Source organism: Paenibacillus illinoisensis NBRC 15959 (genome assembly GCF_004000925.1).
GTDB classification, from domain to species: Bacteria; Bacillota; Bacilli; order Paenibacillales; family Paenibacillaceae; genus Paenibacillus; species Paenibacillus illinoisensis.
In genome coordinates, this window is record NZ_BIME01000003.1 from 222,769 (window position 1) to 243,276 (window position 20,508).

General features: G+C 49.1%; 18 protein-coding genes. 5 read left to right on the forward strand and 13 right to left on the reverse strand.

Going from position 1 to position 20,508, the window contains the following annotated elements; translation table 11 throughout:
• Positions 1-46 precede the first annotated feature (46 nt).
• From PIL01S_RS09655 to PIL01S_RS09680, 6 genes are all read right to left on the reverse strand, one after another.
• On the reverse strand, positions 47-1,105 hold the full coding sequence (locus PIL01S_RS09655) for an ABC transporter ATP-binding protein (RefSeq protein WP_095290989.1): 1,059 nt from the start codon (positions 1,103-1,105) through the stop codon (positions 47-49).
• 18 nt (positions 1,106-1,123) lie between these two features.
• Entirely contained in the window at positions 1,124-1,915 is a 792-nt protein-coding gene (locus tag PIL01S_RS09660) for an ABC transporter permease (protein WP_127537362.1), read from the reverse strand.
• A gap of 6 nt (positions 1,916-1,921) precedes the next feature.
• The gene (locus PIL01S_RS09665; RefSeq protein ID WP_127537363.1) at positions 1,922-2,743 is read right to left on the reverse strand and encodes an ABC transporter permease; all 822 of its coding nucleotides are present in this window, start codon (positions 2,741-2,743) and stop codon (positions 1,922-1,924) included.
• 279 nt (positions 2,744-3,022) lie between these two features.
• Positions 3,023-3,961 carry a nucleoside hydrolase gene (locus PIL01S_RS09670; protein ID WP_127537364.1) on the reverse strand — a complete coding sequence of 313 codons (939 nt, stop codon included), beginning with the start codon at positions 3,959-3,961 and terminating at the stop codon, positions 3,023-3,025.
• A gap of 99 nt (positions 3,962-4,060) precedes the next feature.
• Complete coding sequence (locus PIL01S_RS09675) at positions 4,061-5,131, reverse strand: ABC transporter substrate-binding protein (protein WP_095360327.1); 1,071 nt, start codon at positions 5,129-5,131, stop codon at positions 4,061-4,063.
• A gap of 237 nt (positions 5,132-5,368) precedes the next feature.
• Positions 5,369-5,713: a Na-translocating system protein MpsC family protein gene (locus PIL01S_RS09680; protein ID WP_095290982.1), complete on the reverse strand. Its 345-nt coding sequence runs from the start codon at positions 5,711-5,713 to the stop codon at positions 5,369-5,371.
• Positions 5,714-6,072: 359 nt separating this feature from the next.
• Between PIL01S_RS09680 and PIL01S_RS09685 the strand changes: the two genes are divergently transcribed.
• Both PIL01S_RS09685 and PIL01S_RS09690 read left to right on the forward strand, forming a co-directional pair.
• Entirely contained in the window at positions 6,073-6,981 is a 909-nt protein-coding gene (locus PIL01S_RS09685; protein WP_127537365.1) for a hypothetical protein, read from the forward strand.
• Positions 6,982-7,241: 260 nt separating this feature from the next.
• Positions 7,242-7,985 carry a DUF3105 domain-containing protein gene (locus PIL01S_RS09690; protein ID WP_127537366.1) on the forward strand — a complete coding sequence of 248 codons (744 nt, stop codon included), beginning with the start codon at positions 7,242-7,244 and terminating at the stop codon, positions 7,983-7,985.
• A gap of 185 nt (positions 7,986-8,170) precedes the next feature.
• Here PIL01S_RS09690 and PIL01S_RS09695 read toward each other — a convergent pair whose 3' ends face one another.
• Positions 8,171-9,124, reverse strand: a complete 954-nt coding sequence (locus tag PIL01S_RS09695) for a nucleoside hydrolase (protein WP_095290977.1) — start codon at positions 9,122-9,124, stop codon at positions 8,171-8,173.
• Between the two features lie 231 nt (positions 9,125-9,355).
• Positions 9,356-11,587 carry an MMPL family transporter gene (locus PIL01S_RS09700; protein WP_127537367.1) on the reverse strand — a complete coding sequence of 744 codons (2,232 nt, stop codon included), beginning with the start codon at positions 11,585-11,587 and terminating at the stop codon, positions 9,356-9,358.
• Positions 11,588-11,763: 176 nt separating this feature from the next.
• Here PIL01S_RS09700 and PIL01S_RS09705 point away from each other — a divergent pair, with 176 nt between their 5' ends.
• Together PIL01S_RS09705 and PIL01S_RS09710 are read left to right on the forward strand one after the other, a co-directional pair.
• Complete coding sequence (locus PIL01S_RS09705; RefSeq protein WP_127537368.1) at positions 11,764-12,387, forward strand: TetR/AcrR family transcriptional regulator; 624 nt, start codon at positions 11,764-11,766, stop codon at positions 12,385-12,387.
• A gap of 118 nt (positions 12,388-12,505) precedes the next feature.
• Positions 12,506-13,108: a GNAT family N-acetyltransferase gene (locus PIL01S_RS09710; protein WP_127537369.1), complete on the forward strand. Its 603-nt coding sequence runs from the start codon at positions 12,506-12,508 to the stop codon at positions 13,106-13,108.
• A gap of 29 nt (positions 13,109-13,137) precedes the next feature.
• On the opposite strand, the gene PIL01S_RS09715 is transcribed toward PIL01S_RS09710, so the two are convergent.
• Together PIL01S_RS09715 and PIL01S_RS09720 are read right to left on the reverse strand one after the other, a co-directional pair.
• The gene (locus tag PIL01S_RS09715; RefSeq protein WP_127537370.1) at positions 13,138-14,034 is read right to left on the reverse strand and encodes a diacylglycerol/lipid kinase family protein; all 897 of its coding nucleotides are present in this window, start codon (positions 14,032-14,034) and stop codon (positions 13,138-13,140) included.
• A 92-nt stretch (positions 14,035-14,126) separates the two neighbouring features.
• On the reverse strand, positions 14,127-15,338 hold the full coding sequence (locus PIL01S_RS09720; RefSeq protein WP_164764203.1) for a serpin family protein: 1,212 nt from the start codon (positions 15,336-15,338) through the stop codon (positions 14,127-14,129).
• Between the two features lie 279 nt (positions 15,339-15,617).
• Here PIL01S_RS09720 and PIL01S_RS09725 point away from each other — a divergent pair, with 279 nt between their 5' ends.
• Entirely contained in the window at positions 15,618-16,211 is a 594-nt protein-coding gene (locus tag PIL01S_RS09725) for a hypothetical protein (RefSeq protein ID WP_127537372.1), read from the forward strand.
• 118 nt (positions 16,212-16,329) lie between these two features.
• Here the strand turns inward: PIL01S_RS09725 and PIL01S_RS09730 are convergent, their stop codons facing one another.
• Genes PIL01S_RS09730 through PIL01S_RS09740 form a run of 3 tightly spaced genes read right to left on the reverse strand, consistent with a single transcriptional unit; the run spans position 16,330 to position 20,476 of the window.
• Positions 16,330-18,213: an ABC transporter ATP-binding protein gene (locus PIL01S_RS09730; RefSeq protein ID WP_127537373.1), complete on the reverse strand. Its 1,884-nt coding sequence runs from the start codon at positions 18,211-18,213 to the stop codon at positions 16,330-16,332.
• Entirely contained in the window at positions 18,210-19,937 is a 1,728-nt protein-coding gene (locus tag PIL01S_RS09735) for an ABC transporter ATP-binding protein (RefSeq protein WP_127537374.1), read from the reverse strand. Before PIL01S_RS09735 ends, PIL01S_RS09730 begins: the two co-directional genes overlap by 4 nt.
• Positions 19,934-20,476, reverse strand: coding sequence for a MarR family winged helix-turn-helix transcriptional regulator (locus PIL01S_RS09740; RefSeq protein WP_127537375.1), 543 nt, complete (start codon positions 20,474-20,476; stop codon positions 19,934-19,936). Before PIL01S_RS09740 ends, PIL01S_RS09735 begins: the two co-directional genes overlap by 4 nt.
• Positions 20,477-20,508 lie beyond the last annotated feature (32 nt).

Here is a 20,508-nt window from a genome sequence, read left to right on the forward strand (position 1 = left end):
TGCCTTTGCTGCTTCTGCTTCCTGCTGCTATTCACGAATATTGCTGCTATTCAACGAGGACAAGCTTGTCCTGCGGGAAAATCAGGCTAACACGCTGCCCGCTGAGGTACGGTGTCTCCATCTCCTGGTTTGCCGTAAAATCACCGAGTTCGGTCTCAATCACATATTGATAGCTGCGTCCGAGATACGTACTCACCTTCACTATACCTGGCAAAGCATTGGCCAGATCCGCTGACGTATCCCCACTGACGATCAGATCGTCCGGGCGGATTGCGCCTTTTCGAGCGCCGGGACGTGCCGTTCCAGGATGGGCTGTCGCTGTAAACAAACGACCTCCCGCTTTTAGCGAGATCTGATCTCCTGCATCACTGCGTTCAGCAAACTCAATAAAGTTGTGGAATCCAATAAATTGGGCTACAAATTCCGTTGCCGGATATTTGAAAATGGTCTCCGGGCGATCGAGCTGCTCGACAACGCCCTTGTTCATGATGGCTACCTGATCCGAGATCGAGAAACATTCTTCCTGGTCATGGGAGACATACAGCGTTGTAATACCAAGCTCCTGTTGAATCCGGCGAATCTCCACCCGCATGTTCAGTCGCAGGTTGGCATCCAGGTTACTGAGCGGTTCGTCAAACAGCAGCAAATCCGGTTCGATTACGAGTGCGCGGGCAATCGCCACCCGCTGACGCTGTCCACCGGACAGTTCCTGCGGAAAACGCTTCTCGAAGCCGTTCAGGTTCACCACTTCCAGAATACGCATAACGCGTGCAGAGATATCCTTGTCTTTCACCTTGCGCATCCGCAGGCCGAAGGCCACATTGTCATAGACAGACAGATGCGGGAATAGCGCATAACTCTGAAATACAAATCCGAAGTTCCGCTTGTTTACCGGAACCTTCGTATAGTCCTTGCCGCCGAACATAAACTTGCCCTGTGTTGCTTCCAGGAATCCGGCGATGAGGCGCAGCGTAGTTGTTTTGCCGCAACCGCTCGGTCCGAGCAGGGAGAGCAGCTTACCTTTTTCCAGCTCCAATTGAAAATCCTTCAGGATCGTCTGGTTATCGTAAGCCACCGATACGCGATCCAATGTCAGCAATGCCATAGCGTTCTGCGCCTCCAATTAACGTTTAGTAAAGTATGAAAATCCGCCCATGATCCGTTCGATCACGAACATTAAAAGTCCGGTCAGTACCATTAGCAGCACGGAAATGGCTGCAATTGTTGGGTCAAAATAGTTTTCAACATACGTCAGCATCTGAATCGGCAGTGTACTTACCCCTGGCCCGGTCATGAACACGGAGATATCCACGTTGTTGAACGACTCCAGGAAGGCAATCAGCACGGCCGCCAGAATCCCCGAACGAATGTTAGGCAGCACGATCTGGAAGAACGTTCTTACCCGCCCCGCACCAAGACTCAGTGCAGCTTCTTCCACGGCAAAGTCAAAGCTCGAAAGACTGGAAGCAATGACACGAATGATAAATGGAAGCATGATAATCGTATGACCGATCAGCAGACCCAAATACATCGGCAGATGGTAGATCACGATCAGATATTTCATCAATGTAAAACCAAGCACGATTCCCGGAATGAGTACCGGGGACAGGAACAGAGCGTTCAGCAATGACTTGCCTTTGAAATCGTAACGACTGAGTGCATAGGCAGCCGGTACTCCGAGAAGCAGCGCCAGCAGGTTCCCCAGCAGGGAAATGATGATGGACGTCTGGAACGTGCGGAGGAAACCGCCTGTGTTGAAAATATTTTCGTACCAACGGAAGGAGAAGCCTTCCGGCGGAAATTTGAGTACCGTTCCCGGTTCAAACGAAGTGACCGATATGATCAGAAGCGGGCCCAGCAGAAAGATAAAGACCAGCAGACTGAACAGGCCCAGCCCGATATGTTTCTCCCGCATATGTGTCTACCCCTTCGGATTTAAAGTTTTGGCCATTTTGTTCATGACACCGACCACGACAAACGTGATGACAATCATAATTGCGGCAACGACCGAGGCCAGATACCAGTCGTTAAGGGTCATGGCGTTTTGATACAGGAACGTGGCGATAACACGCTGCTTGCCTCCAAGAAGCGCCGGTGTCGTATACGCCGTAAGGCTTCCGACGAATACAAGCACGGCTCCGATCACAAGTCCTGGCACAGCCAGCGGGAATACGACACGGCGGAATGCCGTGATACGGGAAGCTCCCAGACTTTGTGCCGCTTTGATCAGGTCATTGTCGATGTTCTCAAGCACACCGACTAGAGAGATGATCATGAGTGGCAGGAACAGGTGAGTCAGACCAATCATCATGGCTGCCGGCGTGTACAGGATATCCAGCGGTTTATCCACGATGCCCAGGCCAACCAGTGCATTATTGATCAGACCTTTGCGTCCAAGAATGATCATCCAGCTAAACGAGCGTACAACCGGGCTTGTCAGCAATGGGAAAATGGCCAGTGCCAGCAGGATACCTTTGCGGCGCGGCGCTTTTTGCGAAATATAATAAGCTGTCGGGAATCCGAGCACCACACAGACAAGGGTGGTGACCACGCTGACCTGCAGCGTCGTAAGCAATATTTTCAAAAAGTAAGGGTCTCTGAAAAAATGCATGTATCCTTCAAATGTGAAGGAGTTTTCCTGGAAAAACGTTGATCCGATCGTCAGGACAATCGGAATGATCATAAATGCCGCCAAAAACACGAACCCCGGCAGCAATAGCCAGTAGATTACTGATTTCTTCATCGCGGTACTCCTGACTTATAAAATGGTTTTATTCCTACGTCCCATTTAGGCACATTTCAAAAATAGTGCTTTACGTTGATCGCACCAACCGTTCCGGTCCGAATCGTTCTTCCGATCGCTGTTATCCTTGGATTTTCTTGATCTCCTTCTTATGAAGGAAAAATCCAAGGATAAAGGCGAACGCTTCGCTTCTACAGAATCGATTTCGTCCCCTCCACTAGCAGCGAAATACGTAGGGACTGATTTTTAGACTGAACCCAAATTTCGTAAAGATCATAGCTACGCATTTAATGCGTTAATAAAAAGTTCAAGGAACGCTTCCGCGTCCACCGTTTCACAGACTAAGGTGTTAGGCGGCTGGCCCAAACGGTTTTGGAAGTCGCACACCATCTGGCCATCGCACAAACGGCTGGCCGTTTCGACATCCACGTAATACGATTTGCGTCCTACCAGTTCGGGTGCAAGGGCAACGCCCACTGCCAGCGGGTCATGCAGAGCGCAAGCCCGGATGCCGTTCATCTGTTCGTAACGGTTGATGTAAATCTCTGTGCTCTGAGCCACGTACGCGCGCAGCACAGGATCTGTGAGACGTTCGATTGTAGCTTCATTCAGCAGCGTTTGACGCGTAACATCCAGGCCAACCTGCGTAAGCTTCTCAATGCCTGCATGCAGAACAATACGTGCAGCTTCCGGATCAGCGTACGTATTGTACTCTGCCGTCGGTGTAATATTGCCATGTCCGCGAACAACGCCACCCATGAAGATCACTTCCTTCAATAAAGAAGGCAGTTCTGGACACTTCAGCAGGGCAAGTGCCAGGTTGGTTAATGGCGCAGTCATAATCAGCGTGAGTTCACCGGGATACAGCTTGGCTTGCTCTATAATATAGTCCGGCGCAAAACCCTCTTCCGCTTGCTTGGACACGGCCGGATCAGGCAGTGCTCCGCCCAACCCATCCTGTCCATGTACCCGATGTTCATAATGTGATTGTCGGGTGAGCGGACTAGCCGCTCCAGCCATCACCGGAATATCAGTCGCATCTGCCAGTTCAAGAATCTTGCATGTATTATCCGTTGCCTGCTGGAGCGATACGTTCCCGCAGACTGTGGTAATGCCGAGAATGTCCAGCTTCCGGCTCTTGACGGCCAGCAAAATGGCCAGCGCATCATCAATACCCGTATCTACATCCAGGATGATACGTTGTAACGCCTCACTCATACGTTCTCCACTCCTTACCATTCATCGTGCTTGCTGCAAAGGTTATTCATTCTGATAAGTCGCTATCTGTCGTTCTTATCTAGCTCTATCCAATGTTTCTTATTGTGCAATTTCACGGTTCCAACGATCCGTCCAAGCTTTGGCTTGTTGGTTCACGAATTCCATATCCAGCTTGTTCAGCTTCTCAACCACGTCAGCGCCATACGTCACGCCTTCTGCTTCTTCTGCAGTCAATTCAACCTTGGTGTTTACCGGTGAATCCACTTTGGCTTTGGCAGACTTCGCTTGTACATCCTGGCTCAGCTGCCAGTTAATGAACTCTTCGGCGAGTTCTTTGTTTTTGCTGCCTTTCACCACGTTGATTGTATTCATGACTGCATATGCGCCTTCGCTAGGTGCAACAAACTTCGCATTGGGCACAGCTGCTTTCAGGTCCTTGAAATACATTTCCATGATCGGTCCGCCTGCAATCTCTTCTTGCGAGAACATGTTCACGAACTCGGACGTTTGGCTGTAGAATTTAACAACATTGCCGCTCAATTCTTTCAGTTTCGTAAATGCCGCATCTTCATTAAATGTATCGTTTCCTGCTACGCGGGAAGCTGCATCCACGACCATTGGGCCTGCTGTTGCTGTAATATTCGGGATCGTCAGGTTATTCTCAAATGCCGGATCCCACAGATCACTCCATGAAGTCACTTCTTTGGAGACGAGGTCAGGATTGTAGGCAATCCCGAGCTGTCCAACGGTGTAAGCCGGGCCATAGTCTTCGCCAAGTGGTGCTTTGGCAATATCGTAAATATCATTAACATTCGGAATTTTGGAACGATCGATTTTCTCAAACAGACCTTCATCGATACCTTGTTGTGCATAGTAGTCGGAGAGGTAAATGACATCGACATTCGATGTACCTTGACGGATTTTGTTCAGACGCTCAGCGTTGTTGCCGACTTCAAGCACGATGTCCACATTATGTTCTTTTTCGAATGGACCAAATACTTCTTCATTGAAGAAATCTTCGGAGAAGCCCCACGTGGAAATCACCAGTTTGTTCGCTGCTGTTCCCTCGCTGCCTGATCCACCTGTCGCATCATCTGTGCTGCTGCCGCAACCTGCAAGTAATACCGATGTCATTGCCACTGCTGCCAAACCGCTAACCCACTTTTTCATCATGATCCTGAATTCCTCCTGAAATGTGTGATGTGTATAAAAAAAACAAAAAGAAAAGCATTCTTGTAAGAACAAGAACACTTTTCTTCGTAAACAAAGGAAAGCGACACCCGCTGCCGGTACATCATTGGTTTCTGCTTCAGAATCAATCCGAAGACTAGACGCCATTATATGAAATTGTTGGGGACGATATAATCGAAACGCGCGCATGACCCGAATCGAACCAGTCGATCCACGTTATGCCTGTTCCAGAATGATATTCGTAATGGCCCACTGTGTGGACGCATCGTAATCCCTTAGTACAGCTTCAATTGGCAAACCCATGTGCTGCTCGAGCTTCTCCCGGAATTTCTTCTTATATAAGACAGACATGCGGAAGTCCACTTCCAGCTTCAAGCCGGGGGCCTCCCCTTCCAGGGCGTCAGAGCGTGGCGAACGTCGGTGCTTGGCAAAGAAGGTCACAATATTCTGATCCACGGTCACTCTCAGGAGAGTGGTACCGAAGCCGAATAGTTCCTTCGAAATTTCGTTGTAATACTGGCACATCTTTTTCTTGCTTTCATTACTGTCCAGCAGTTCCATGAATTCACCTTCATCATTTACTACCGTACATTCGACGTGTTAACACGTTTGATTATACATAAATATGAGGTAGGAGGCAACCCAAAAGATATACTTAACATGCAAATAACACATAAAAGCGAACGATGACCAAAAAAACACCGAAATTCATATGCCAATTCCACTGTAAACGAAAACTCTCTACCTGATGACTTCCTATAATATTGTTGCTTGGAAAATCATTTTTGATACACCGTTTGTTTCATTTGGGAAATTACGGTTATTAATTACGCTGTAAACATAGACAAACTTCGGCACCAAACGTTAAAATGAGACAAAATGTCTATATTACTTCATATATGAAATTGGAGGCCCCTGTTATGAAATGCCCGGTATGTAATCATGAAAATGGAAATGCACATTACTGCGAGAGGTGTGGTACAGATCTGACTCAGTCCCCATCTTCTTCTACCACTCCCCGTGACCACGAATCAGCTGCTGCTGCCGAATCGGAATATACACGTTGGTCCAGTACGCAAGCAGCACCTTCTCAATCCGTTCCATCCCGTACACCTTCTGCTCCAACACCTCATGACCAGACGTATGACAATTCCGGCCCGAATAACCACTCGTCTGCAGGTGACGCCAATCAGTGGAACAATGTCATGCAAAATGAGAAGGTGCAGCAAGCCAAAGAAGTCAGCAAACAGTACATATCCTATTTTCTTAGCGTCCTAGCCCGTCCTTACCAAACGATGAAAACCGTCGGTGATCAACATGCGCTGAATGGATTAATTACGATGACTCTCATTGCAATCCTGTCCTCTACATACTTTTTACTTACCTTCGGCCGGTTAGATATGAGTGGTTTATTCGTAGCTGGATTCATCCGCCCGCTGCTGTTTACCGCGATCATCCTGCTTGTGGCTGTAGTACTGATCTACGCTGTACTGAAAATCGAGAAAATCACGTTTCGTCCGAAAACGCTGGTAGCACAGTATGGTACCCTACTTGTTCCGTCTGTTGCAGCACTTGTGCTCGCGAACTTGTTTATCTTTATTTCATATCCGATCGCGATCTTCCTGCTGGTTGTTTCGTATGTCATTGTTTTTGCAGGCATGAATGCGGTGCTGTTCCAACATCCGCTCAATCGTACGAAGTCAGCCATCGACAGCATGTATACTGTCCTTATTGCCAACGTTGTTTTGCTCTACATTTTGTACCGTTTGCTCGCAGGCTCCATTCTTGGAATTCTGGGCATGATGCTGTCACCATTCGGTCGTCTGTAGTCCGATTTTCATTTCAAAATTCCATCTACGAAGAGACTCCTCTGGTTCAAATCAGAAGAGTCTTTTTTCGTTTCCCGATCCAGGATTGCACTGGCATGTTCGATACACTATAATGTGTAGTGCAAACCTTATGTTTGAATTTACGTACCGGGAACTTCACTGTTTCCTTGAAGAAGGATTCTCGGCGCAGTTAAACACTACATGATGTAGTGTTATTAAAGGCTATTTCCATTTTAGAAAAGAAAGAAGAGGATCTATCGATGAATCACGATATGAATCATATGCAAATGAACCACGAGGCAGGAACATCCTATGTCTGGCTCATTGTAGGAGCAGTCCTGCTGCTGCTCTCCATCGCAGCTTATATCCTAGCGTCGCGTACACAGGGGAAAGTACTAAGTCATATGAAGAAGGATGAACGAGCCACCATCAAAAAGAAAAGCCGGTCCATCCGGCTGGCTGCACACACATTGCTCGGCGTCTCTGTCATTATCCTTATTCTGTTCTTCACGCAAGGTGCATTCGACAAATATGACGTGGCTGATCTTAACGCTAACGCCAACATTGAAGTAACGGAAGATCGTTACTATGGTGCAGAACATACGGAAGACCCTATTGATTACGACATGACCATTCCCACTTCAGGGCCTCATAACCCACATGACATCAAGTTTGGCTTTTACACCGATTTCCCGGGATATCCTTATCTTGTTCACAATCTGGAGCATGGCGATATCATCATCTACTATCGTGAGGATGCCAGCGACGACCTGAAGGAGCATCTGAAATATCTGACCAAGTTCCGTGAGGCAGGGGCCGGCATACTGGCTGTACCAAACAAGGATATTCCAGAGGGCAGTGAAGTCGTCGTGACGGCCTGGACCAAAACGATGAAGCTGGACACCTTCGACGATGCCAAAGTCGGTACATTTATTAACCGGTATATTAACCAGGGACCAGAGAAAATTCCTCCTTCCATTCGCCAAGGTGGCGGAACGATGTAATCGTTGATGCTCCATTATCCGTCGAATCCTGGATTCACGGAGAACGCTTTGACGCGCAGCTATGTTTGTGTGACTCAAAATAACAAAAAGCCGCACGGCAGAACCCCGGGAGAAATCCTGGGCGCTCTGCCTGCGGCTTATTTATGATCTTCTAGTAGTAGAAGAAAACTTTGTGGTTGTCTGGATTAGTAGCGCTGCGGAGCAGCCTTTTTACCCAGATCGGTCATATAAGTAAAGAATGCATCCGGATCCGTATCGTATACCAGCTGCACTGGACGTCCGTCGGCTTGCTCTACCGTACGGCCTTGGCTAGGACCATCTGGAATTACGATGCAATTCACGGTTTTCTTCTTCACGATATCTTCGCGACCAACGGAAGCTGTTGTCAGCACGTCCCACAGATAATATGTGGAATTCGTTTCACTGTACACCAGTGGCGGGCAGCCTGCGTAACAGTTTCCGAGGAAGTCCACACCTTCGAAGCGGCGCTCGGCTGCCCAGCGATTACGCACAGCAGGTGTAAGAGGTACTTTGTTCGTGCTCTCCAGTGCAACCAGGTCGATCTGGATGCCACTTTCCCATACACGGTAAGCCGCTTCCGGATCCCAGAATACGTTCCATTCCGCTGTGCCGTCATGCTCAGGCTCTTCCACGTTTCCTTTTTCAAACGTACCGCCCATCCAGACCAGCTTGTCGATTTTCTCTTCAATATCTGGTGCTTCGTCAAGTGCACGTGCGAGGTCTGTCAGTGGGCCCGTGAACAAAAGAAGTGTTTTGCCTTCTGTGTTACGAACCTTCTCAATCAGGTGCTGGTGAGCCGGAACAGCTGACAAAGGCGCTTCCATTTTGCCAGATTCGTTCAGTATAGGCAGTGCATCTACATAAAAGGAGTGCAATCTCCACGCTGCTGGAAACGGATTTTTTCCTCTGGAGTTAGATTTCGATACTTCGACGGAATACGTACCGAAGCGATCAATAATTTTACGGCTGGCATCGGTCGCTGGCTCCAAATATCCGTCTGCCGGAATGACCGATACACCTGTAACTTTTACATTATCCATCTGCAGAAGCATGAACAGCGATACGAGGTCATCCACGCCGCCGTCATGGTTAAAATACACATTAAGTTGGTTCGTCATTACTTACTTTCATCCTTCCCCTGGTTGTCCCATTGATGTACTTTCATCCGTCAGCCCCTGGACCAACGTTCCCTCTATTATGTCCCAAAACCCTCTTATACGTAAACCATCCCCTCAGAGTTGGCATAAAGATGCGGACAGTGCTGTTGTTCGCACTGCCCGCATCTTCTAAAGTCCATGCGTGCTCATCGAGGGTGCATGGATCCATCCTGTCTGAATTCGGACTTCAAATTACATGGAGGACGTTTGCTTCTCTCTTGCTTCCTCGGCGACAGGCTTGTATTTGCCTGGCCAGAATGCCCATTTGCCCAACAAGGTTGTAATGGCCGGTACCATGAATGGACGGACAAGGAATGTATCGAGCAGCACACCCGCTGCCGTAATAATTCCGAACTGCACCAATACCTGAATAGGCAGTGTTGCGAGTACAGCAAACGTACCTGCGAGAATCAGACCTGCAGAAGTAATAACAGAACCTGTCTCGCCTACACCTTCCTTGATCGCTTGGCGTAAAGGCATCGTTTTGCGTTTCTGCCAGATACTTGAGATCATGAAGATGTTATAGTCCTCACCGAGTGCTACCAGGAATACGAATGAATACAGCGGAATCGCACCCTGAATGGCATCTGCACCCAAGCCATAATGGATGATAAGCCATCCGAGACCAAGGGCCGAGAAATAGGAGAGCACCACTGTGGCGATCAGATATGCCGTCGCTACTACTGAACGCAAGTATAACAAAAGCAGCAATGTAATCATGCCGATGACAACAGGGATAATGATACTCGCATCCCGCTCTCCGGTCACTTCGATGTCGTACTGCTCTGCAGTTTGGCCATCAATCCAGACGTGACTGTCCACACTGGTAATTCCTGCGTCAGTTAATGCCTGCTCAGCCGTCGCCCGCAAATCCGGAATATGCTGCATGGCCTCCATGGAGTACGGATTCAATTTAAACTCGACATCATAGGCGGTGATGTTGGCATTCTCCGCACCCTGCTGAGCTTCACCCACCTTGCTTACATAATCCAATGCTTCGAGACGCTGCTTCAGATCGGTTTCCTTGCCCTCTGAATCTATAATGACCTTGGCTGGGGCCAATTCGCCTTCGGAAAACTGTTCCCCAATGACTGTAAATCCTTCACGTGAAGGTACGTCTTCCGGGAAGGAAGACAGAAGGTCATACGTAAATTTGATCTGGCTGGAGAAGGCAGCCAGTCCACCGAGCAGTACCAGCGTAATGGCCAGTACAGTCCATGGTTTGGTGATAACTGTGCGACCAATCCAGCTTTCCTTGATTTTGCGCGGAGCAGGAGCCGGTTTGCCTTTTTTCTTGGCACGCTCCACTTCCATCTCGTGCGTACGCGGTACGAACGGGTAGAATGATCCCCGCCCGAAGATGGCAAGTAGTGCCGGAACCAGCGTCAAGCTGGCAATAAACATGATGAAAATGGACAAACTGAATGGAACAGCAAAACGGTGATATGCACCGTACTCAGCCAGCAGCAGCACGAGCAGGGCTGCAACGACTGTGAATCCACTCATGGCGATCGCACCGGATGATCCGGTGATGGCCTGGAACAACGCCTTCTTTTTGTCCGGTTCATGATAGAGAATCTGACGGAATCTGGAGATCATGAACAGGCAGTAATCCGTACCTGCTCCGAACAATAATACGGTCATGATGGAAATGGACTGTGCATCAACCGTAATCCAGCCCTGATCTGCCATGAATCCAAGAATCGGACTTGTGACCATGTACGCGAAACCAACCGCAATAATGGGGATGATCGCCAGTACCGGAGAACGATAGATCAACAGCAGCAGTACCAAAACGAGAATCACTGTTGCGATCAACAGGGATACGTCGGCCGATGAGAAAAGCCCGCTCGCATCGATGGATATACCAACCGGTCCAGTGACCCGTGCGCTTAATGCATTGGCATCATCAATGGCTACGTCGAACGGATTGGAACCAAAAATGTCCTCCGTTTTCTGTTCAACTGCCTCGATGCCTTCCTTTAGCTGTTCAGAGTCTGCGCCTTCATTGAAGAAAAGCGGCATAACCAGCGTACTTCCGTCTTCCGACAGCTGGCCTTGAATGGCCTGCGGTGGCAATTGGTACAACGGCACAACCGCTTGCTGCTGCTCTACCGGATCCTGATCCAGCCGCTCGGTTAGCGCCTGAATCTGTTCGATCTGCTGATCCGTCAACCCGCCAGCTTGATGCCATACAATTAATGCAGGGAGGCCTTCCCCACCTGGAAACTCCCGCTGGGCAATCGCTGCTGCCTGTACGGACGGTTTGGAATCACTCAGGTCTTGTGCGTTATTCGTTTCGCGCTCGCCTACGGCTGGCCATACCACACCGAGTACAACCGCAATAATAATCCATACTAACAGTGTAATCCATTTGGTTCGTTTGCCCGCAACCCAGCGGCCATAGCCCGATCCTTCTTGCATCGTTTCTTCATCTCCTGTTCTGTTTCTATGAAACCGTCTTGTATATAAATTGTAGAAATGAACCACGGGTCATAGTATAATCGAATTAATTATATATACCGTAAGGTTAATTTTGCAATACTAATTTTTTGAACACTTTATGCCAAGATAATTTTTTATGTAAAGAGGTATGCCGCATGACTAAAAAGACCAAACCTTCCCGGTCACCAGGAAGACCCAAAGCAGGTACCGATCAGACATCAGTCCAGTCCAAGATATTAATGACTGCTTCGCAGTTATTTATGGAATATGGTTATGAACCGGTCTCTCTTCAGCAGATTGCCTCACTATGCCATGTGACTAAGGCGTCCATCTATTATCACTTTTCCAGCAAACCGGAGCTCTTCACTGTCGCCATAACGCGTATGATGGATATGGGCAGGCAGCAGACTGCACTTCGTTTGGAAGAGCCCGGCTCCTTGCAGCAGCGGCTGGAGAGTGTTGCTGCAGCCAAAATGCAGCAGTCCCATGTGGACACGGAAACCATGATGCGTGAAGCCGAGTCCTATCTGAGTGCCGACCAGCTTGCGCAGATCCGTGAAGCCGAGACTCAGATCTTCGATGTTCTCGCCACACATTTCAAACGGGAGATGGACAGCGGTTATTTCCGCTCTGCGAACCCTATGCTGCTCGCCCAAGCATTCACCTCCCTGCTCATGCTCGCGAACCGGGAGGATGTGCGCAGCATGCATGGAAGCATTGAAGACTTGGCTCATGAGCTGGTTTCCTTATTTCTGGATGGGGCCGTTCAGCGAAAGTGAAGTATAATTTAACGAGATATACTCATGTCCGTATCCAGTGACGATTAGTACATTAGCATTGATAGTGACAGACCACTTGTCATGCCCCAGATGTTTGACTTTTTAGGAGGTATCACGAATGTCCCAACCAACATCATCCCCACGTGTTCCCCGTCTGCTGGAGACAGAACGCATCTATCTTCGTCCGTTTGAGACGACGGATGTCGATGACTACTTTCCAGGTCTGTTTGACCCTGAGATGCGAAAACTTACAGGAACACAGAACAGCTTTACCCGTACACAAGTGGAACGCTTTGTCGAGAACGCAGGTCAGGACGACTCCCGGCTCATGCTGCTCATCGCCTTACAGGAAAATGATCAGCTCATCGGCGAGGTTGTCCTCATGGACATGCACGCCAAGAACCGCAGTGCACACCTGCGAATAGGAATCGATCGTGCGGAGCACCAAGGCAAGGGCTACGGCAGCGAAGCATTGCTGTTGATGCTTGATTACGGCTTTGGCATTTGCAACCTGCACCGAATCGAGCTTGAGGTATATGCCTTCAATGAGCGAGCCGTTCGTACCTATGAGAGGCTTGGCTTCCAGCAGGAAGGTATCCGCAGAGATGCACTGTACTACAACCACCAATATCATGATGCCATTCTCATGAGTATGTTGGAGCATGAATTCCGTGAACGGCATGCCGCAGGTCAGATGACAGGCCCTGCGCGGCAAGGGTAATTGATATAAAAAAAGAACCAGAGAAGTGCTTAGTACACATCTCCGGTCAAAAAAGTCAGATGACCCGCCAGCACCGACAGCTCGGCGGGTGTCTTCATGTACAATTCGCCATCCGTATCAACGGGCATCGGAGCATCCGTCTCCAGCAGCAGGGTTGACGCCTTGAAGTAACTGATACTTTCATTCTGAGGCTGCCACTCTCCCTCCGGTTTGTGCGACAGGATCTCTCGCAGCAGCGGAATGCCCGTCTCATGGATAATGAGGATATCCAGTTCGCCATCCTGCAGTGCATCTGGGGCAAATGGAAGTGAATTCGTTCCAAGAAACCGTCCGTTCGCCGCGTAGATCATGACGGCTTCCCCTTCCATTGTTTTGCCGTCTGCCTCCATCCGGTAATGAAAAGGCTCGGTGTTACTAATGGTCTGCAATGTGCTGATGAAGTAGCTCAGCTTACCCAGCGTACCCTTCAGGTTGGAGTTAATATTCTGCGATGTATCACTGATTAATCCAATGCCAAAAAAGTTCGTAAATACCCGATCATTGGCCTGCCCAATATCAATCGAAACAGCATGACCCTCAAGCAGCTGACGTGCGGCAACCTCCACATCCGGTGACAATCCGAGAGAACGTGCAAAATCATTACAGGTCCCCCCAGGCAAAATCCCAATCAGCGGCGGGTTCTGTAGACTCGCCAGTCCATTCACGCATTCATGTACCGTACCGTCCCCACCCAAAATAAAAACGACATCGAACTGTTCCCCGCGATCCCGGCATAAGGCTTCCCCCTCTCCGGGTTCGTCGGTGCGTACAATAACAAGCTCACGAACAGCAGGCGCAAGTACTCCGGCTGCAGTACCTACAGCATCCGCACGATTCGCTTTTCCGGCATGATTGTGATGAATTAACAGTGCTTTGTTAAATGCCATCGCTCTCTTCCTCCATTCTAATGCTTGTTTACCCTTTAGCCGTCAAGGTTGAAGCAGTAACGAAAGAGCCAATACTTTTACTTACTAAGATGTCAGTGGGAAGCGACCTGTTCAGGTTGCTGGATGGCTCCAGCGAAAACCCATGCTCCAGTTGAATTATCCACCACAGCAACCATAAATGGACGATTAACCTCCATCTTGACACGATCCGTGGGTGGAGCACTCCCGGCTCTCATCTCCAAGAGTGTAGAGGCAGCCGCTACGGTTCCTTGCTCACTCACTTCCATCACAGCTCGGTGGATAATTTGGTCAATATAGGCCTGCCAGTCCGGTCCACGCGGGATCATTTTTGTAAAATCAGCAGTATACGGGTCAAAGGCCTTCTCTATCCCAAGCTGCTGCATGGCTTCTTTTAAATGAACTCCATACTCGGCTCGAAAACGGGGCAGAGACAAGTCTACCAATCTGAAGTCAGATTGTTCATTCAGCTTTTGGGGATGATCCTCCAGCTGCTGCTGGGTTTCTTCCAACGTATGACCGTCCCGTGGCAATACAATCAGCATATACATTTGTTCATTCCCATAGGGAAGCCGAATGGCCTGCCATTCCTCATTTTCCGTGTAATGGAATTGCTTGGACTGATGCATCATCGGTACAGACACCTTGCTTCCGTTTGCAAGCCGGAAATCGCCATCTTTTGTATGCTCAGGTTCAAATTCATCCGTCCAGTTACCGTCAAATGCTATGGCATTCACCAGTATCATGAGCGTTTCCCCTGCAGGTGATTCCTGCAACAATTGAGGGATCATGCCACGAGTATGCTCTTCCACCCAATGATTAATTTCATCTTTGGCCAGTTCGGGTTGTGTATGTAATGACTCGATTTCGGCTTCAAATGTTTGCTGCAGGTTAGCTTTATACGCATCTTCTACCGTGACTCCATTCTTAATCCACACCGCATTGGCAATCCCCATCTCTATTCCAGAGCCTGGATGCATTAACAATTGATGCAGCGCGGCATCCGTCGTGTTTAACTGCCTATCATCCCATTCCGACCAACCCAGCGCTTCTGCCATTTCCCGCCTTGTTTCTCCCTCACTGCCAAGGTATGCCATACCCATAGCTGCTGCGATACTGTAAGGAGAGATCAGCAGATTCTTCTCACTGGGTGCCTCCTGCGCTCCAAGCTCTCTGATCAGCTGCAATCCCAATCTGTTCATCGCCGCAATTTGTTTCGGCTCGATTTGCTTCAGAAGTGCATTCCGTTCATCAGCAGATAATTCCTGATTGGTACTGGATTCCATCTGGTCCTTCCCCTCCTGTTCTGAACAGCTTGTAATGAACAGCCAACATACACAACATAATAACAGGTGTACATATAACCGGGTATGCATCGTAATCCCCCTCACATCCGTAATAACTAGAAATCGTACATGGCAAATGAGTATTTTCCTTTTTTTACTAAACGCACGATAGAGAGAAAAGGTTACTCCTCACCCTATATTCCACTTCACTGGGGAAACGCCATTCAAAAGGAGCTAAATCGGTTATATCTATACCATATACGAATGGAGGGATTTCCTATGATTCCGGCAACGTTGGAACAATTGGAGCAAGTCCGTAAGGAATGCCGCACGATGGTCCGCAAGAGAGCAACCGCTTCTGCTGGTACTACACTTGTCCCTTTACCTGGTACAGACGTACTGGCTGATGTGGGGATGCTGATGCAGCTATTGCCTGCCATTAACAATAAATTCGGATTATCGCAAAAACAGCTCGACGGCATGGACCCTGAAACCAAATCCATGATTTACGGATTCGTCATGTCCATCGGAAGCAAAGTCATCGGACGCATGGTAACGAAGGAGCTTGTCGTTCAGGTACTGAAACGGGTCGGAATACGCGTAGCCACCAAATCCGTGGCCAAGTTCGTTCCACTTGCAGGCCAAGGTCTAGCCGCGGCTCTCAGCTTCACAGCCATGCGTTATGTGGGTAACAAACATGTCGATGACTGTTATGAGGTCGTGAAACGCATGCTTGAACAGCGTGAGCAGATTCCGGGCGAACCCGCCCCGTCAGCTCTTCAAGAAGCGAACACGGACGCAAAGCCCGAAGAGAAGGTCGATTCCCGTGATGACGCAGATCGTACAGCTGTGGTGGAATCCAAAGACAAGTAATTTATTTTCAAATTTGCGGCAAAAGGATACTGTACAACGGATACTGCACAACAAATAAGCCGGGACTCCCCTGATAGGAGCCCCGGCTTATTTTATATCTTTATATGCATCGTTTCATTTAGATCGCCTGCGGCTGCTGCTCTGCAAACTGGCTGTTGTACAGATCCGCATAGAATCCTTGCTGTGCCATCAATTCCTCATGATTGCCCTGTTCGATGACATTACCGTGATCCATGACAAGGATGAGATCCGCGCCACGAATCGTCGACAAGCGGTGAGCAATGACAAAGCTGGTACGATCCTTCATCAGATCATTCATTGCTTTCTGAATAAACACCTCGGTCCGGGTATCCACGCTGCTCGTTGCTTCATCCAGAATAAGAATGGACGGATTCGCCAAGATGGCTCTTGCAATCGTCAACAGCTGTTTCTGTCCCTGAGAGATATTAGAGGCTTCTTCGTTCAGCACGGTATCATAGCCATCCGGCAGCGTACGGATAAAGTGATCGGCATGGGCTGCATCTGCCGCCTTAACCACTTCTGCTTCGGTTGCACCCTCACGACCATACGCGATGTTGTCGCGAATGGTTCCGTTAAACAGCCATGTATCCTGAAGCACCATTCCGAACAGACTACGCAGCTTGCCGCGTTCCATGTCCCGGATATCGACACCGTCAATCGTGATTTTTCCATCCTGGATTTCGTAGAAACGCATCAACAGATTGATCAGTGTCGTCTTACCGGCTCCCGTTGGCCCTACAATGGCTACGGTCTGACCCGGTTTTACATCAATATTCATATTTTTGATAAGCAGTTCATCCGGTTTATATCCAAAATTAACACCTTGAAACGCAACCGCTCCTAGGGGCTGCTGTAATTGTACTGGCTGGTTGGACTCTGGTACCTCTTCCTCTTCATCCAGCAGCTCGAACACCCGCTCTGCCGAAGCGATGGTGGACTGAATGATATTGGAGATATTTGCAATCTGGTTAATCGGTTGTGTGAACTGACGAGAGTACTGCGTAAACGCCAGAATATCCCCGATCGAGATGGCGCCGCGTGTAACAAAGATCCCGCCGACCACACAGATCAGAACGTAACCCAGGTTACCAACAAAACTCATAAGCGGCATAATGATCCCTGAGATAAATTGAGCCTTCCAGCCCGATTCATACAGCTCTTCATTGACTTTCTCGAATTGCTGTACCGATTGTTCTTCGCGTCCAAATGCTTTTACGACCTTGTGTCCGGTGTACATTTCCTCGACATGTCCGTTCAGCTCACCCAGTGATTTCTGCTGTCCCGCAAAATGCTTTTGTGAACGGGATGCCACCAACATCACAACGATTACACTGAGTGGCAGCGTCAAAATGGTGATCAGTGTCATCCATGGACTAATCGTCAGCATCATGATAATTACGCCGACAATGGTTACGACAGAAGTAATAAACTGTGCCAAACTCTGCTGAAGCGTATTACTGATGTTATCCACATCATTGGTCGCCCGGCTGAGCGTCTCCCCGTGGGTACGGGAGTCAAAGTATTTCAGTGGCAGCCGGCCCACTTTGGCGCTGATCTGCTCACGCATGTCATAAACCACTCGCTGGGCAACACCAGCCATCAGGTATTGCTGAATATACATAAATGCTGCACTGAACAGGTACAATCCCAAGAGCAGGTACAACACTTTCATTAATGCAGGAAAATCAATACCCGCGCCCTGTATGCCCTGCAGAATGGCAATGGCGCCTTGGCTCAGTATATCGGTTCCTTCAGCCATAACCTTCGGACTGATAATGCTGAACACGGTACTGAGGATTGCAGCTACCAATACACCGAGCAGACGATAACGGTGTGGCTGGAGATACTTGATCAGCCGCCGCAGCGTACCTTTAAAGTCCTTCGGCTTCTCACCCGGAGGACGCATGCCCATACCGCCACCAGGGTGACCTGGCCCGCCGGAACGTGGTGCTCTGCTTTTATGTTCGGTACGTTCACTCATGCGATCTCCTCCTCTGTCAGCTGGGATGATACAATCTCGCGGTACACTTCATTATTCGCGAGCAGTTCCTTATGGGTACCGGAACCAACAATGCGTCCTTCATCCATAACCAGAATGCGATCTGCATCCATTACTGTACTTACTCGCTGTGCAACAATCAGCACCGCCGCTTCAGTCGTTTCGGATTTCAGCGCTGCACGAAGTTTGGCATCTGTTTTGAAGTCCAGAGCGGAGAAGCTGTCGTCGAAAATATACACTTCCGGGCGGCGAACAAGTGCGCGTGCAATGGACAAACGCTGTTTCTGTCCACCAGAAACGTTGTTACCACCTTGAGCAATAAGGCTGTCATACCCGTCCTTCATCTCGGAGATGAAGTTCTCGGCCTGAGCAGTCCGGGCAGCATGAACGATTTCCTCCATCGTGGCATCTTCTTTCCCGTGTCGGATATTCTCCGCAATCGTTCCCGTGAAGAGAACTGCCTTTTGTGGCACAAAGCCAATTTTCGCACGTAAATCTTCCTGACTAATCTCTCGTACATCCGTACCGTTAACCCGCACGCTGCCTTCCGTGACATCATAGAAACGGGGAATAAGGCTGAGCAGCGTGGATTTTCCTGATCCCGTACCACCAATAATGGCTGTGGTTTCCCCGGGACGGGCTGTAAACGAAATACCCGACAGTGCCGCATTCTCTGCTCCCGGATAACGGAAGGTAACATTGTCGAATTCAATGGTGCCCTGCAGGGATTTCATGCCACGAGGCTGCTCTGGATCACTAAGGTCAGGCTGCATATCCAGCACTTCGTTGATCCGTTCTGCGGATGCAGAAGCTCTTGGAATCATGACAAAAATAATGGAAACCATAATCAGCGAGAACATGATCTGCATCGCATACTGGATAAACGCAATCAGGGAACCAATGTCCATGTTTCCACTGTCTATGCGCTGTCCTCCGAAGTATAGAATGGCGATCATGGAGAAGTTCATGACAAGCATCATAACAGGCATCAATGTCGCCATCAGAACGTTAACTTTGATCGAAGCATCTCTCAGATCCGTATTTGCTCCGTTAAAACGAACGCGTTCATGTTCTCCGCGGTTGAAAGAACGAACAACACGAATACCTGTCAATTGCTCACGCAGAACCAAGTTCAGTCGGTCCAGCTTTTTTTGGATTTGTTTGAATAGCGGCAGGCCCTTGACCCCAATCAATGCAATGGCACCCGCCAGCACAGGCAGCACGACCAGGAAGATCGTGGACAACTTGGCGTCCTGGGATACCGCCATGAAAATACCACCGATACACATCATCGGAGCCATGATCATCATGCGCAGCATCATCGTTAATACGTTCTGAACCTGTGTAATGTCATTCGTCGTACGGGTGATTAGTGATGCGGTGCCCAGCTTATCAAATTCCTGCAGCGAGAAATTCTCCACGTGGCGGAAAACCCGGCTGCGCAGCTGCTTGGCGAATCCGCCTGCTGTACGGGAGGACAGGTAACTGGCCAATACGGAACACGCTGTGCCCCCAATGGCAATAACCAGCATCCAACCGCCAATTTGCCAGATGTACGGAACATCACCCTTGACGATACCATCATTGACGATATCGGCCATCAAGGTTGGCAGGTACAGCTCGGCGAGTGATTGCAGCAGTACCAGACCCAAAATGAAGATAATGGGGATTTGATAAGGCTTGAGCATGCGAAACAGTTTCATCATGGCGTATCATCTCCTTCGGTTGAATGCTCCTTTTGCTGAGAAGCGAGCGAGTCAAAAAAGCTATATACTTTCGTCAGCAGCTCGGCTAACTGGGTACTGTCTTCCTCTCCCAGATGCTCAACCAATCTGTTGAATATCTGCATGCGCTCGTCATGAGCAGCCCGAATAATATCACGGCCTGCTTCCGTAATCGTAATACGCACGGCACGGCGATCATCAGGGTCCATGGTTCGCTTGACCAGTCCCTCATCCTCAAGTCCACGGATGACTGGGGTAATCGTCGGTGATTTTACTCGCAGCAATGCACTGATCTCCGATACTTTCAGTCCTGGATGATCTTCATTCAATTCGCTGTGAAAATCGGGGGGATTATCTCTCCAATCCAGACGTTCTCCCGGATGTGAACCGTGGAGCAAACAGGCCAATACCATAATTTCATTATGGTTGCGCCCGTGGGGCTTATGCTGTCTCCATTTGCCTTTATTAAACTGCATGATGGAATACAGCAGCTTCTGGGCCACTGGATCCAGACCTGTCATATAGGGTTCCTCCTTTTTACATTCTCAATGAA

What these genes read in the sequence shown, in the direction of transcription:
- PIL01S_RS09665 (WP_127537363.1), bottom strand. Translation starts at nt 2,743, where the DNA reads ATGAAGAAATCAGTAATCTACTGGCTATTGCTGCCGGGGTTCGTGTTT.
- PIL01S_RS09695 (WP_095290977.1), bottom strand. Translation starts at nt 9,124, where the DNA reads ATGACGAACCAACTTAATGTGTATTTTAACCATGACGGCGGCGTGGAT.
- PIL01S_RS09735 (WP_127537374.1), bottom strand. Translation starts at nt 19,937, where the DNA reads ATGATGAAACTGTTTCGCATGCTCAAGCCTTATCAAATCCCCATTATC.
- PIL01S_RS09710 (WP_127537369.1), top strand. Translation starts at nt 12,506, where the DNA reads ATGTCCCAACCAACATCATCCCCACGTGTTCCCCGTCTGCTGGAGACA.
- PIL01S_RS09700 (WP_127537367.1), bottom strand. Translation starts at nt 11,587, where the DNA reads ATGCAAGAAGGATCGGGCTATGGCCGCTGGGTTGCGGGCAAACGAACC.
- PIL01S_RS09680 (WP_095290982.1), bottom strand. Translation starts at nt 5,713, where the DNA reads ATGGAACTGCTGGACAGTAATGAAAGCAAGAAAAAGATGTGCCAGTAT.
- PIL01S_RS09705 (WP_127537368.1), top strand. Translation starts at nt 11,764, where the DNA reads ATGACTAAAAAGACCAAACCTTCCCGGTCACCAGGAAGACCCAAAGCA.
- PIL01S_RS09740 (WP_127537375.1), bottom strand. Translation starts at nt 20,476, where the DNA reads ATGACAGGTCTGGATCCAGTGGCCCAGAAGCTGCTGTATTCCATCATG.
- PIL01S_RS09660 (WP_127537362.1), bottom strand. Translation starts at nt 1,915, where the DNA reads ATGCGGGAGAAACATATCGGGCTGGGCCTGTTCAGTCTGCTGGTCTTT.
- PIL01S_RS09720 (WP_164764203.1), bottom strand. Translation starts at nt 15,338, where the DNA reads ATGGAATCCAGTACCAATCAGGAATTATCTGCTGATGAACGGAATGCA.
- PIL01S_RS09690 (WP_127537366.1), top strand. Translation starts at nt 7,242, where the DNA reads ATGAATCACGATATGAATCATATGCAAATGAACCACGAGGCAGGAACA.
- PIL01S_RS09725 (WP_127537372.1), top strand. Translation starts at nt 15,618, where the DNA reads ATGATTCCGGCAACGTTGGAACAATTGGAGCAAGTCCGTAAGGAATGC.
- PIL01S_RS09675 (WP_095360327.1), bottom strand. Translation starts at nt 5,131, where the DNA reads ATGAAAAAGTGGGTTAGCGGTTTGGCAGCAGTGGCAATGACATCGGTA.
- PIL01S_RS09730 (WP_127537373.1), bottom strand. Translation starts at nt 18,213, where the DNA reads ATGAGTGAACGTACCGAACATAAAAGCAGAGCACCACGTTCCGGCGGG.
- PIL01S_RS09685 (WP_127537365.1), top strand. Translation starts at nt 6,073, where the DNA reads ATGAAATGCCCGGTATGTAATCATGAAAATGGAAATGCACATTACTGC.
- PIL01S_RS09670 (WP_127537364.1), bottom strand. Translation starts at nt 3,961, where the DNA reads ATGAGTGAGGCGTTACAACGTATCATCCTGGATGTAGATACGGGTATT.
- PIL01S_RS09655 (WP_095290989.1), bottom strand. Translation starts at nt 1,105, where the DNA reads ATGGCATTGCTGACATTGGATCGCGTATCGGTGGCTTACGATAACCAG.
- PIL01S_RS09715 (WP_127537370.1), bottom strand. Translation starts at nt 14,034, where the DNA reads ATGGCATTTAACAAAGCACTGTTAATTCATCACAATCATGCCGGAAAA.